The following is a 13885-nucleotide window of genomic DNA, read 5'->3' as shown; positions in this document are numbered from 1 at the left end:
CAATCCTCTCTCAAAACAACTTCACTTTGTTATTCCAACAAGTTTTTTAATGTAAGCACCTCTAGCCGTCCCTGCATTCTTTTAAGTAATTCTTCTTTTATTTCATCCGCTTCATAGGATGGTGTGACAAGGACAATGATCTCTTTATCTTCATGGAGATCTTCTATGTTCTGAAATGATTTAGCGTCTGGATATTCAATAGACATGTCTTGAAATTTACCTTGCTTTCTCTTATCATAAACGCCTGCAACATAATTCTGAGCCTGCTCCGCACATAATGCGGCATAAAACAATTCCGCCATTACTCCCGCCCCATACAAATAAATATACTGAATCCCCCTTTTTCTGATAATTTCTTCTAATTCGCCGGTTCCTTTCAACCGAAACAATTTCTCAAGAACAGTCGTTTTATATTCCAAAGATATTTTTTCTTTTGACTGGCCAAACTCCATTCTCTCAATCTGTTCTTTACACAAATTATGATAATACGGTGTTCTCTCTGCGTACTCCCACCACAGACGGTAACTATCATTTTTGAATCCGGTACCCCAGGGATTGCTCGCCAAAAAATGAATGACTGTATGCTTCCTGCGCAGTTCTTCCTTTGTTTCTTCCAGATGGTGACGGAACTTTCCACGAAAAATATCTTCATACGTTGTAATATAGTTCCATTTAAGCGGATCTAATTCCAAAATTTTGTCTTCTCCAAACAATACATTGAACAGTTCCTCTTCAAAAGCCATGGTTTCGATCTTTTTTGTTTGCGCTTGTTTAAAAATATATTCTCTGGGATAATTCTCCCTGAAATATTTCAAATTCCACAAAAGTATGCCTGTATTAAAATGAGTCCACCTGGTTCTGCTCTTTGGATACCAGGAGCGGAAGCTTACAGGAACTTGCTGCCCTGTACATAAATTAGGCGCAGCAGCCAGGCAGACGCCATCCAAATCCATATCATACAGCTCTTTCAAGCTTCCATTAATTACAATATCTACATCCAGCATCAATACCTTGTCCAGCATTGGAAAGACCTCTGGTATCAGCAAACGAAAAAATATTTCCATCGAAAGAGTGGTTCCTTCAATTAGGTTTATTGGCATTGTATTAAACTGTTCTGGATCCATCCAAACAAAATGTACCCGATTATCATATTTCACTGAAATATCTTTTATCGCTTCTTTATCCTCTGGAGTAAAATCCCTCTGTAATACATACAGCTCAATACTCCCTCTCTCATTATTCTCATATAACGACTGCAACATAACGTATGTATATTTCATATATTTTGAATTAACCGTTACACAAATATTCATTTCTACCCCTTCTGTTTATGACGTCAAAATTTATATTTTATTACCACAATCCAAAGACCTTTCTTATTCCAGACCTGAAACAGAATCTGCCCTATTCTAAAAAAAGATAATCTGTCACAGCAATTTTTAAATCATCCTTATGAAAGGAAAAATACAAAGACGTTAAAAGCTCTGCTGCAAAAGCAATATGCCTGTCATTTTTAACAACATGATTTTTTAAATCATTTTGTTCCATACAAAACAAAATTGAAAAAATCCAATTGCAATAGTCATTAAATATCTTTTCTTTTGCAATTAACATATTATTAGGATAATAAAAGAAACCGTCAAAGTACCTTTTTGCATAATCCGCATACGTGTTCCCCGCCATATCTTGCAGCGAATTCATCATATTCTCAAATACATCCTCCTTTACCGGCGTATCAGAAAGAAACATTTCCTTTATCCCATTCAATACAAGTCTGGGAGTAGTAAGTACCACGTCAATATTGTTTCGTTCTAATTCCTCTGCTTGTTTCTCATTCATCACAAAATGTCTGCGATAATGACACAATCCTTTATACTTCGTGGACGGTGCATTCTTCCAAATCCAGTACATAGCTGTCATTTCTGCAAACGACATATTTTTCTCTGAGATATTCTCTCCCATATCGTCTGCCAATCGTGTTCTTTGTATATCAACCAATACCGCCCCAGCCTGCAAAGGATGTACATACCGATATGGCTGATATTTTGCTTTAAGCGCCTTATCCTTTTGACAAGTTACCATATAAACAGCCACATGGCTCTCGTCCAGACCAATACTTTTGTCGTCGGCTGTTTCTAATTGTTCCAGACTGAGATACGGACCAAGAAGCCTCTCGTAATCTTTCCTAAAATCTAGTTTTTCCAATTTTTCCAGCAACCCCGTATCTGACAGTCTAGTCAGAATCGTAAATTTGTAATGCCTATCCTCTTTTTTATTTCCAAATCCATCTTTTTCAAAAATATCCAGCCAACTATAATCATATAAACTTTCTGCAAGAAAAAACTTCTTACTGTTTTTATTTATATCCTGTATCATGTCTTTTCCCTTTAAAATTGAAACCTTCTTCAAGCCAATTTTTTCAAAGTCCATAAAGCCCAGAGTTTCAAGTGTGCGAATCGCTTCTTCATGATATTTTTCCGGCATAGCAATCAATATATATGGATACGGATGAGCCTCCAAATCTGAAATTCTCTTAACAACTATTCCCTCTAAAACATCCGGATTATCTTCCACATCTGTGACCGCAAATGTCTCGACTTTGATGTCTGGCCTGTGTTTCCGTAAACACTGATACACTTCACTTGCCACAAGATGCGCACCATAAATGATTACACGTTTTTTTACTATTTTCTTGTTAAATATCGTATTTCCCATCTCCATTCCTCACACCCTCCATATCTTTTCAGCATGAGCAATCTTCCATTTCTTCATATTTTGCATAAAATACAGAGATGTCAACACCTCTCCTATTCTGCCAATATATCTTGACAGACGTTTTTCCCTTTGCATCTCGCACCGATATGCCGTCTCTTTTAAAATCGGGAACAACCAACTGCAATAATCATCAAATACCTCTTTTCTTGCAATCAACATATTATAATTATACAGATAAGGTATTTTCAAAATATCCAATATTTCTTTAAAATGCTCTCTATCCCGTTCTTTTATTACTTCCAGCATAATGTCAATATCAGCCTGCAGAAGATATCTTCTGTATTGACCTGATGCATCAGGATAACAAACAAATGGCAACGGCAATATTACATCTATCTTTCTGTCTTTCAGCAACTGCATCTGTTCTCCAGTAACCTTAAGAATCCTCCGGTAATGAAATATTCCTGTCACATCATATATGCCATACTTCCATGCATAATAAGTTGCTGACAATTCCCCATATAACGCATTTTGTTCTGAAAGGCTACCACATCTTTCGTCCGTAATGTCCGCGAGCCTTTCCTTTGTCAGGACAGTTCCCACTTGAATTTCTTTTATCCAGGATGCTTCTCTATATGCTCTGATTAATTTTCTGTCCATATGGCTGACTACTTTATATATGCCTATGGACGTGAAAGTATCTATCTCGTATGTCTGATAATCTTCTATCAGCTTGAGTCCGCAAACCTTTTTCATATACTTACCCATCAGAACATATTCCATATGGGAATCCAGCTTAATATAATTTAAAATTCCCTGTTTCTGTAATGCCTGTTCGATGCTGTCATGATATTCTTCTGGCGTGGCAATCATGATCAAATTGTCATTTCCTATCTGCATTTCTTTAAATGCATGAATCGGTATATCATCAATTCGCTCCAACTGATTATCCTTGTCTGTCACCAAAAATCCATTTACTTTTATTCCAAAAAGTTCCTGTATCGCCTTATACGCACCGTAAGCTACCACCCCTGCGCCATAAAGATATATTGAATCTAATTTATTGAAGTTATCTATTAATTCTTGATATACCATTTACTCTAATACCTTTTAATGCAATACCACTTCCATGCATGTTCCATGATTGTATTTATATCCCTATACTGCGGCTTCCACCCTAAAACCCTTTCCGCTTTATTTGCACTACCAACCAATATCGGCGGATCACCCTGACGCCTTTCATCAAATACCGCAGGAATATCCTTTCCTGTTATTTCTTTTGCAGCTCCTATCACTTCCAGAACAGAGTTTCCAGTACAATTACCAAGATTAAAACAGGTACTTTCTCCTCCATTTTTTAAATAGTCCATCGCCTTTACATGGGCATCAGCAAGATCTGTCACATGAATATAATCCCTTATGCAGCTTCCATCCCTTGTAGGATAGTCTGTACCGAATACCCTAATATTCTCTCTGTCCCCTGCCGCCGCAGCAAGAATCAGCGGAATCAGATGGGTCTCCGGTGTGTGACTTTCCCCGATTTCGCTCTCAGGATCTGCCCCTGCTGCATTAAAGTAACGCAGGCAACAATAATTCAACTCATATGCTCTATGATAATCTTCCAATATTCTTTCAATCATCAGCTTCGATACTCCATAAGGATTTATAGGTATTTGCTTCATTTCCTCAGTTATCGGCAGTTCTTCTGGTACACCGTATGTTGCACAGGTTGATGAAAAAATAAAATGCTTCACGTTATATTTCACCATTGTATCTAAGAGATGCAGCGTGTTTACCACATTATTGTTATAATACTTCTGTGGATTTTTGACGGACTCCCCTACATAAGCATACGCCGCAAAATGAAACACTGCGTCTATATTGTATTTCATAAAAATATCTTCCAGCTTGTCTGTATCCGATAAGTCTCCGACTTCCAGGGTTCCCCACTTTACGGCTTCCCTATGTCCATAAACCAAATTATCAAACACTACTGTTCCATACCCATTCTGATGAAGCTTTTTATTAATATGACTGCCGATATACCCGGCACCGCCCGTAACAAGTATCATATCTGTTCTCCATTTCCAAAATTTAAATATGCTTCTTTTTCTGCAGTCTTTAAAACGTCTGCAATTACCTTGTCCATATCATAATACTGATATTTTCCCAATCGCCCTGCAAAAATGACATGTCTATCTTTTTTGCTTTCTTTTAGATATTTTTCATATATCCTGATATTTTTCTCATCATTTACTGGATAATAAGGCTCTTTGCCATTCTCCCACTGTTCAGAATACTCTCTTGTAATAACTGTCTTTTTCGGATTACCTTTTCCAAATTCAAAATGTTTATGTTCAATAATCCTTGTATAGGGTATTATTGCATCTGTATAATTCATCCCTGCTACACCCTGATAATTGTCCGTATCAAGCGTTTCTGTCTCAAAGCGCAAACTCCTATATTCCAGTTCTCCAAAACGATAACCAAAATATTCATCAATAGGACCCGTATAAATAATTTTTTTCGCTGCGCCTTTATATACCGCTCTCTCTGCCAAATAATCTGTTCCGAGTCTAACTTCAATCCCTGCAAGGATTTTCTCCACCATTTTTGTATATCCGCCAATTGGAATCCCCTGGTAGGGATGGTTAAAGTAATTATTGTCAAAGGTAAACCGTACTGGAAGCCTTTTTATGATAAATGATGGAAGTTCCTTGCATGGTCTCCCCCATTGCTTCTCGGTATATCCTCTAACAAGCTTTTCGTAAATATCCCTTCCAACAAGCATAATTGCCTGTTCCTCTAAATTGGTCGGTGTTTTTATTCCACTTTCCTTCTTATGAAGCTCAATTCTCTCTCTTGCTTCTTTGGGCGTGCGTACACCCCATAATTCATGGAAAGTATTCATGTTAAAAGGAAGATTGTAAAGTTCGCCTTTATAATTTGCCAATGGACTGTATATAAAATGGTTAAACGATATAAATCGATTTACAAATTCCCATATTTTATCATTATCCGTGTGAAAAATATGCGGACCGTATTTGTGAACTTCTATTCCCTCCATCTGTTCACTGTATATATTCCCTGCTATATGTTTCCGTCTGTCTATCACAAGGCATTTTTTCCCTTTATCTGTCATGAATCTGGCAAAAACGCTTCCCGCCAGCCCTGCACCTACAACAAGATAATCATACATTTTCTATTTCCTCGCAGTTCTGTATCATAATTGGTTCTCCTGTCACTTTCAAATCGTACTTGTCTATATTCCAAATACCTGCTGTCCCTCCTGTGCATCATACAAAGCGCGACATATATAAAAATCTGCTGGCTCTGTTATTTTCATATTATTGCTGGTACTTTTCACCATATATAACTCCTTATGATACAGACTGCAAAGCTGCGCAGAATCAATGCTTTTTATCCCGTCTTTCTCCGCCATCTCATACAGCATTTTAATGGCGCCATAATAAAATGACTGCGGCGCCTTGGCTGTATACATCTGCTCCCTTGGCGGCATCTCGAATACAGTTCTTCCATCCAGACTCCTTATCTGACTCTCTTTATCTGCTTCGCATGTAATAGCATTTCCGTATTTCCTTACTGTATCAATATTCAATGTAATCAGTTCTTCATCAATTAATGGACGTACTCCGTCATGTATCAATACAATATCGTCCTTTTGAGTAAAGTTTCCCATTGCCAAAAGACCCTGATAAATTGAATCATGACCGGTCTCTCCTCCTGGAACGATTTTCTTTACCTTTGTAATATCAAACCGTTTCAATAATCCTTTTAATTCCTCAATATATTCTTTTACACAGACAACTAAAATGCTCTCTATACCTTCATGGTATTCAAAATGTTCCAGGGTATATATAATAACTGGTTTCCCGTGAATCTCCAAAAACTGTTTCGGCTTTGAACGGGTATTCATTCTTTTTCCCGTCCCACCGGCAAATATTAACGCTATTGCCATATTTTTCTCCCCCTATATGTTATTAGTCATACTGACCTTCATAACTGTGTAGACGCCGACGCCTTTATACAGAAATAATATTAATAAATAAGGCACATATACTTTAAATGCCTTGCACTATTTTTAAATAAGATACATTGGTCATCTGTTCACTCCTGCAATTCTCTAAATGGATATACTTGCATACCCTCTTAATCTTATTGCCTTTATAACAGACGATGCAGCTTCTCTTTCTGCTTCGCTCCCAGGTACATCACAGCCTCCTATGTTCCCCAGGTCCTGGCATACCCAATACGCAATATTTTTGCCTTCTAATGCCGTTCATTATTTTTTATATCAGGAACATTTTCTTCAGTCCTCATACTTCACACAGGTAAAATTCCGGCTCATCACCGGCATTTATCTGAATCAATGTTCTTATGACTTAATTCACCGTCTTTCCCGACGCTCCCCTCATCAGCACATTCCTTGCCGTATTCGTCTTTTCTTCTATGCGACAGCCGCAATTTGAGCAGATAAAATATCCGTCTCTCTTTTTTCCTGCTGCGCCGCACCCGCTGCATTCATTACTGATCTCCTTACCCAAAACCTGTACCAGCTCTACCCCATGCTCCTTACATTTCTGTGCCAGGCGTTTCCTGATATAGCCTCTCTGCCACTGCGTTATGGAGTGATTAATCCTCTTATTCACGCCGCCTGCCTGGGGCTTCGGCAGCTTTACAATATAGACGGTCCGCGGCTTCTCGTCTCTTAGGAAACGGTTTAACTCTTGATTGATGTAACTGTGCAGTTGTTCTTCCAAGCGCTTCTTCTTTCCATAGTACTTCTTCCTTCCACAGTTCTCATTCTTGTTACGGTTATAAATCCTTGTCTGCTCACGAATCCAGTCTGCATATTCAATCTGATACCTTCCCAGCTCATCGCCATAATGATGGCCTTCATCTGTTGTCAGCATCGTATAAAGCCCTAACGACACTCCTACCTGGTTCCTGTAATCCTCATGTTCGCGAACCGCAACATTCACCGGTACTTTAATTTTAATGCAACTCTCTTTTGGATATAGCTTAATATAGAGCTGACTTTTATACTGGTTATGGTCTGTCAGCGGTACAAAGATTCTTTTCCGTTTCTCTTTTATGGAAATATAGATTCCATGATCTGCATAACGATAAGCCCTCTCCGCTATAGCGAAGCCGTCTGCTCTGTCCGTATGCAGCTTTACGTGATGCTTTCTCACCTGCCTGCACAGATAACGGTTAAGCCTTTCTGCGTCAACTTTCGCCGCCAATTCACTATACTGCTTCTGTAGTGTCCTGGGCAGTTCAACCGTTTTCTGGTTCAGAACTTCTTCAAACCCATTGCTCACCTTAATCAAAAACCTCAGATAATGCTTATCCTCCTCTGTAAAGCTTTCATTCTGATTCATCAGCTTGGAAATCTTCGTTTTTGTTCTGGTCCACTGAAGCTTGATATCGCCCAACGCATCGAAAATCGCCAGATAGAAGTATACTGACGGCATCCCTAATGCTTCGCGATATCCACTGTTTGTCATTTCATTCTGCACCGTATATCCTGGATAGAGCTTGGATAAGCCATTGATACCTCCAAAGCGTGAATATACATAGTTCTTCACCTTCTTGTAATCCTTAGCAATCTCCAGAAGCTTCTCCATATCTGCCTCTTTAATCGGTTCTTTATTATACTGATGAATGGTCTTACATACTCTGTCTGTTGGCATATTTTATTCGGACTCCGTCCAGTAAGGTATACTTTTTCGTAATCTTTTCCATGGGAAATTATTTAGACATATACTACAAAAAATAGAGATTAAGTTTATTGACTTTTTGTCGATAATATATTAGAATAGTTGAGAATTTATGTGAAATGTACCATTACGAAAAAGTATACATTTTCGTAATCTCTTTTACTTCTTAAGTAAACCTGGGTTCCCGGACTGCCTTTCTTACTTTAAGCACCATAGACGACGCCGCAGGAATTCCTCCATAAGCGTATGATCTATGCTCCTCTACCTCCCCGCAGATATCGGTTCATTTTATATCAGGTCATGAAAAGCCCTGAAACAAACCTGCCCCAGAGCTTTCATATATTTTCATTTAATTTATTTTTGTTCCAACATTACCTTGCACCGCTTTTTTTATAACATGCAAAGCTGTATTTCAGAATATTCTTTGCTCCATCGTCCTCTAGGTAACATTTCCGACAACAGTTTCAAACTGCTGCCAATCATACCCTCATTTACATTTTTATCCTGGAGGATGATTTCATTGTAGTTTCCTCCGGTATATTTAGTTTGCCCCAATCAATACTTCACTCCCCCGAAAAGCAAATCCGTACCTGCGTATCCGCTCTTTTGCAATCCCCTTAGCAACTAAAACCGCCTCATACTTTTGAGCTTCAATCTGCTTTAAGGCCGCTTCTACCGTATCTGACAAAGCTTCTTCATATCTATTATTCTGTACTTTAAATTCCAGAATCATTGCGTCGTCATTTTGCTGTTTTGGCTCCATCATAACATCATACCGTCCAAAACCGCTCTCCCTGTTGGAAGTAATGATATATCTATCAGCAAGCTCTACCATAAGTCCCAACACAAATCCATGGTAGAATCTCTCCGGTTCCTTTTTTGATGGATTTTTGCCCGTATCAAAATAACTAAACATAGCCTGTGTAACTTCATTCATATAATCATTCATTGCATCTATATCACCCAGAAGCAGCGCTTTAATAAAAGCATTATAATTTGACAGATTTCCAGCAAACCACCCATGTATCATTCCGCCAAACATCAGCCTTACTTCAAGATTTGTGATTGCCAGCTCGCAGTTAAGGGCAGTACTGCTAAATCCTGTTTCTGAATGTTCTCCCACTTTAATGACCTTCAGATACCCACCGGCAAGCAACAGACTCCAGATTGCCGCTTCATCTTCATCCAGCATGTTATATACAATCTGCTCATCAATCTGTGTATACAAATGCTCACCGGAAAAAAGCTTCTCAAATGACACCTTTACATCTTTCGTTCCCTCCTGGATTAATTTTCCAACCAGACTGTTTGAGCTGGTGTTTGCCCAATAAGCGCGAAGCTTTCCTTTACTCAGATAATTAATCACAGACCATGGGTTGTAAATATCTGTCCTGTTTCCAAATGTAAAACCATCATACCATCTCTTTACATCCACCTGCCTATCTGACATTCCATATTCATCCAATGCTGCAAAGACTTCTTCTTCCGTAAAGCCAAAGGCGACTTCATATTTATCTGAGGTTGTCGTAACTACCTCCAGATTGTTCAAATCAGAGAAGATGGACTCCTTACTGACTCTCGTAATCCCTGTCATAACCGCCCGTTCGAGATATGGATTGCTCTTAAACGCAGCATTTAGCATACTTCTGATTAGGCTGGCCATTTCATCCCAATATCCATTTACATATGACTCCTGCAAGGGTGTGTCATATTCATCCAATAGGATAATCACCCTTTTTCCATAATATCTGCTCAAAAAATCTGTTAGTGAACGCAGCGCCGCAGAAGCAGTACTATCCGACATATATGCCGTAACTTCCTGATAGAATTCCTTCTCTTTTTCATTCAGCAAACAACCTTTTAGCAAGTAGTCATGCTTATTAAACTGTTCTTCTATTGTCCGGCATATACTTTTTCTAGCCTCTGCAAAGGTATTTTCCTTAATACTGGCAAAACTAAGAAGCACCACAGGATATGTTCCCTGCAGCCTCCTGTACTCCTCCTCCTTCCATATGGACAGCCCTTCAAACAACTCATTTCGTCCGGCATATTTAACAGAAAAAAACTTCTCCAGCATACTCATATTCAAAGTTTTCCCGAATCTTCTTGGACGGGCAATCAATGTCACATCGTCATTTGCTTCCCACCATTCTTTGATAAAATGCGTTTTATCTATATAAAATATTTTCTTCATCCGCACCTTTTCAAAATCCTGCAGTCCAATCCCTACGGTTCTGTCCATACATTCACATCCTTTTTATAGCTTTCACATTGTATCTTGATTTTCTCAATCTGTACTGCATCTATATCCGATTATAGCCTATCTGCTGCTCATTGTATACTATAAAATAAGGTTTTCTTTGTCATGCTTAAAGCCTAATTAATTACGAATTAACGCCATACTGCATCCATCTCCAATCGGAGTCTTTATTATATTGATTCCTCTTTCCTGTTCAAACATATCTACCGCCTGTCTGACTCCTGTAAAAACATCAGAAAAATAATCGTGCAGCAAGATACAGCCGTTATAAACCATCTTATCCCCAAAAAATCTTAAACCATTTAGCATTGGAATATACAAGTCCATATCAAGATTCACAAAACAGAAGCGATCCTTAACATCAAGTACACTTTCTGGAAAATATCCCTTTTTTATTACAACTTTCTCTGGGTATATCATCTTACTCATGACAAAATCAACTCCCGTCTCTGCGAAAAAAGATTGGTCTGCAAATTTGCTTTGATTAAAGCTTTGATTATTCTCTCCTTTTTCATATTGCAGATCACCATAATCAAATCCCTCAAAAGTATCGCATAAATATAACTTTCTGTTTGGGAAATAACGGTTTATAAATTTGGCAGAATCACCTCTGAATACGCCGCATTCCGCAACATTTCCTTCTATATTTCTGCTGTTTATCCATTCTGCATACCCTTTCATGAAAGAAATCCTTTGGTCAACAAAAAAACATCTATTACTTTTTCTTTCGGAATATTTAACCGTAATGCGTAGTCTTTGATCTGTTTCACAGAACAAGAGCTACTCACTACAATCATTAATACATCAAAACTACCTCATACTCCTCCTGCGCTATTAGATTTGGCAGCACCCTCCTGCCAAAATCTCCGCATCCCCATATAATTGCCTTCATATATTCTCCTGTATCCAAATACTAAAACTTGCCGTAATATATCGTCTTCATTCCAATATTCCACATTCCTATGACAGAAATCTGCATCCTGTATGTACAATATTGAGTTTGTTTTTATTTGACATAAAATAAAACGTAGACAGCGTCTCTCCTATATAACCAATATATCGATCATTTCGGTCTGTTCCTTTTGGAGTACTTAGTTCTTCTAAGTTCTCCAAAATAGGAAATAACCACCTGCAATAATCGTTTAGAACCTCTTTCCGCGCAATTATGATATTGTAATTATAAAAATATGGCTGAAGCATTATATCCGTAAACATTGACATATTTTCAGGATACAGCCTTTCTAAAATCTCAATTAATGTGCGCCAGTCTTCATCCTTTACATACCGTTTGTGATGTTCTTCAATATTCGGCTCATACAGCATTGGAAAAGGCAGAACCACATCTACGTCATTGTCTGTTAATCTAAGTACGTCGTCATCAGACAGATTTAATATTCTCCTATAATGACATAATCCATAGTACTCTTGCTTCTCCTCCCCAGCCTCTCTGTTAATACAGTTTTTCCATATCCAATACAATGCAGTCAATTCTGAATAATTTCCATTTTTATAAGATATATGATCTCCGCTATTATCCGAAAAACCTGAAGCCGATTGGCTTAATAACGCCGTTCCAACTTGTATAGGCTTAATCCATTCAGATAACTCATATTTATTTGACAATGGCTTGTCTTTACAGGATTTTGCCATAAAAACACACAGCTTTGCCCTATGATATCCTATGGGAAACGCTGATAAAGGCATAAACTTTTTATTTTTTACAGTATGATATCCCATAAGCTCTGCCCACCGGAGGGAAGTTAATCTAACATGACAGCATAGCCCTATTTCATCCAAACATTTTTCTATCTCTGGCATAACATCTTCGGGAGTTGCAATCAGAATCTCAATTTCTGTCTTTTCTTTATCGGAAAGAGTTTGTGCAAAATTTTTTAACTCCAAAACAGGAAGCCCTAATAGCGTCTTCGCATTAATCCCCTGTTCTGTTACTAAAAAGCATTTAATCACCCTTGATGGTAATAAATCGGATATCGCCTGATAAGCTCCAAGCGCCAGTCCCTGAGCGCCATAGATTGCTAATTCCATATTCTTATCCTAACCTTATTATTGCTAATTTTTTCTCTCATCTGCCCCATCTAACAATTCAAAAATTCACATATCTGCTTATCCATACACTTTTTGATATCTCCGCCTGTTATCCAGCATTTACTCCATTCAACAACCTTATCTACAGCAGTATTTAAATTCCAAACAGGTCTCCAATCAAATGTATTTCTCAGCTTACTACAGTCAAGCTTCAAGTAATTTGCTTCGTGAGGTCCGTCATCCTTTTGACTGATCCATTTTATTCCCTCTCCCCATTTATTTACAAACAAATCAACTAATTCCCCTGTCTGACAGCAATCTTCATCTGACGGACCAACATTGTAACTCCCTGCATATTTAGGCTTTGCCTCCTGCATAGCTGCAATCATCAGATATGCATAAAGAGGTTCTAATACATGTTGATAAGGACGCGTAGAATATGGATTCCTCACAATGATATCATCATGGTCCATAGCCGCCTTTACACAATCCGGTATAATTCGGTCGTTTGCAAAATCACCGCCGCCTATTACATTGCCTGCCCTTGCCGTTGAGATACCCACGCCGCAAGCTGAAAAAAAGCTATTTTTATAGGCATGTGTAACTAACTCGGAGCAGGATTTTGAATTGCTATAGGGATCATACCCGTTAAGCTCCTCGTTCTCTCTGTATCCCCATATCCATTCTTTATTTTGATACACTTTATCTGTAGTTATATTTAAAAAGGATTTCGTCCTGTCGCTTTGACGGACGCACTCTAAAATATTGACGGTTCCCATAACATTCGTTTCATATGTATATGCTGGATTCTGATAAGAAGCTCTTACCAAGGGCTGAGCAGCCAAATGCAGAACAATCTCTGGCTTTGAATCATTAAATACCTTCATAAGGTAATCCCTGTCGCGTATATCACCAATAATGGAACAAATGTCATGGTTCAACTGCAGGAGAGAAAACAAAGAGGGATTTGTAGGCGGCTCCAAGCTATACCCAATCACTTCTGCGCCAACATAAGAAAGCAGCTTACAAAGCCATGCTCCCTTAAACCCCGTATGCCCTGTTATAAATATTCTTTTTCCTTTATAACACCCTATATCAAATTTCATACCTTTCACCTTGT

Annotated in this window: 11 protein-coding genes; all 11 read right to left on the bottom strand. The window is 38.3% G+C overall.

The window, feature by feature from the left end:
- Positions 1–29 precede the first annotated feature (29 nt).
- Positions 30–1313: a glycosyltransferase family 8 protein gene (locus tag GN277_RS10930; protein ID WP_159751064.1), complete on the bottom strand. Its 1284-nt coding sequence runs from the start codon at positions 1311–1313 to the stop codon at positions 30–32.
- Between the two features lie 91 nt (positions 1314–1404).
- Positions 1405–2721 (bottom strand): DUF4422 domain-containing protein, encoded by a 1317-nt coding sequence (locus GN277_RS10925; protein ID WP_159751063.1) that lies wholly within the window; start codon positions 2719–2721, stop codon positions 1405–1407.
- Between the two features lie 3 nt (positions 2722–2724).
- Positions 2725–3810, bottom strand: a complete 1086-nt coding sequence (locus GN277_RS10920) for a DUF4422 domain-containing protein (RefSeq protein WP_159751062.1) — start codon at positions 3808–3810, stop codon at positions 2725–2727.
- A 5-nt stretch (positions 3811–3815) separates the two neighbouring features.
- The gene (galE, locus tag GN277_RS10915; RefSeq protein WP_159751061.1) at positions 3816–4787 is read right to left on the bottom strand and encodes a UDP-glucose 4-epimerase GalE; all 972 of its coding nucleotides are present in this window, start codon (positions 4785–4787) and stop codon (positions 3816–3818) included.
- A complete protein-coding gene (gene glf, locus GN277_RS10910) occupies positions 4784–5914 on the bottom strand; it encodes a UDP-galactopyranose mutase (RefSeq protein ID WP_159751060.1) in 1131 nt (376 codons plus the stop codon). The genes galE and glf overlap by 4 nt, the downstream gene beginning before the upstream one ends.
- 63 nt (positions 5915–5977) lie before the next feature.
- Complete coding sequence (locus GN277_RS10905; protein ID WP_159751059.1) at positions 5978–6694, bottom strand: IspD/TarI family cytidylyltransferase; 717 nt, start codon at positions 6692–6694, stop codon at positions 5978–5980.
- A 424-nt stretch (positions 6695–7118) separates the two neighbouring features.
- Positions 7119–8432, bottom strand: coding sequence for a zinc ribbon domain-containing protein (locus tag GN277_RS10900; RefSeq protein WP_159751058.1), 1314 nt, complete (start codon positions 8430–8432; stop codon positions 7119–7121).
- Positions 8433–9000: 568 nt separating this feature from the next.
- Positions 9001–10701 (bottom strand): AAA family ATPase, encoded by a 1701-nt coding sequence (locus tag GN277_RS10895; RefSeq protein WP_159751057.1) that lies wholly within the window; start codon positions 10699–10701, stop codon positions 9001–9003.
- 138 nt (positions 10702–10839) lie between these two features.
- Entirely contained in the window at positions 10840–11496 is a 657-nt protein-coding gene (locus GN277_RS10890) for a TylF/MycF/NovP-related O-methyltransferase (RefSeq protein ID WP_280178603.1), read from the bottom strand.
- A gap of 183 nt (positions 11497–11679) precedes the next feature.
- On the bottom strand, positions 11680–12765 hold the full coding sequence (locus GN277_RS10885) for a DUF4422 domain-containing protein (protein ID WP_159751055.1): 1086 nt from the start codon (positions 12763–12765) through the stop codon (positions 11680–11682).
- A gap of 50 nt (positions 12766–12815) precedes the next feature.
- Positions 12816–13871 (bottom strand): CDP-glucose 4,6-dehydratase, encoded by a 1056-nt coding sequence (gene rfbG, locus GN277_RS10880; protein WP_159751054.1) that lies wholly within the window; start codon positions 13869–13871, stop codon positions 12816–12818.
- Positions 13872–13885 lie beyond the last annotated feature (14 nt).

The sequence above is a fragment of the Sporofaciens musculi genome (genome assembly GCF_009830285.1).
Classification (GTDB): Bacteria; Bacillota; Clostridia; order Lachnospirales; family Lachnospiraceae; genus Sporofaciens; species Sporofaciens musculi.
This window is presented reverse-complemented; position numbering and strand designations above follow the sequence as displayed.

What these genes read in the sequence shown, in the direction of transcription:
- GN277_RS10900 (WP_159751058.1), bottom strand. Translation starts at nt 8,432, where the DNA reads ATGCCAACAGACAGAGTATGTAAGACCATTCATCAGTATAATAAAGAA.
- GN277_RS10885 (WP_159751055.1), bottom strand. Translation starts at nt 12,765, where the DNA reads ATGGAATTAGCAATCTATGGCGCTCAGGGACTGGCGCTTGGAGCTTAT.
- GN277_RS10905 (WP_159751059.1), bottom strand. Translation starts at nt 6,694, where the DNA reads ATGGCAATAGCGTTAATATTTGCCGGTGGGACGGGAAAAAGAATGAAT.
- GN277_RS10895 (WP_159751057.1), bottom strand. Translation starts at nt 10,701, where the DNA reads ATGGACAGAACCGTAGGGATTGGACTGCAGGATTTTGAAAAGGTGCGG.
- GN277_RS10920 (WP_159751062.1), bottom strand. Translation starts at nt 3,810, where the DNA reads ATGGTATATCAAGAATTAATAGATAACTTCAATAAATTAGATTCAATA.
- GN277_RS10925 (WP_159751063.1), bottom strand. Translation starts at nt 2,721, where the DNA reads ATGGAGATGGGAAATACGATATTTAACAAGAAAATAGTAAAAAAACGT.
- rfbG (WP_159751054.1), bottom strand. Translation starts at nt 13,871, where the DNA reads ATGAAATTTGATATAGGGTGTTATAAAGGAAAAAGAATATTTATAACA.
- galE (WP_159751061.1), bottom strand. Translation starts at nt 4,787, where the DNA reads ATGATACTTGTTACGGGCGGTGCCGGGTATATCGGCAGTCATATTAAT.
- glf (WP_159751060.1), bottom strand. Translation starts at nt 5,914, where the DNA reads ATGTATGATTATCTTGTTGTAGGTGCAGGGCTGGCGGGAAGCGTTTTT.
- GN277_RS10930 (WP_159751064.1), bottom strand. Translation starts at nt 1,313, where the DNA reads ATGAATATTTGTGTAACGGTTAATTCAAAATATATGAAATATACATAC.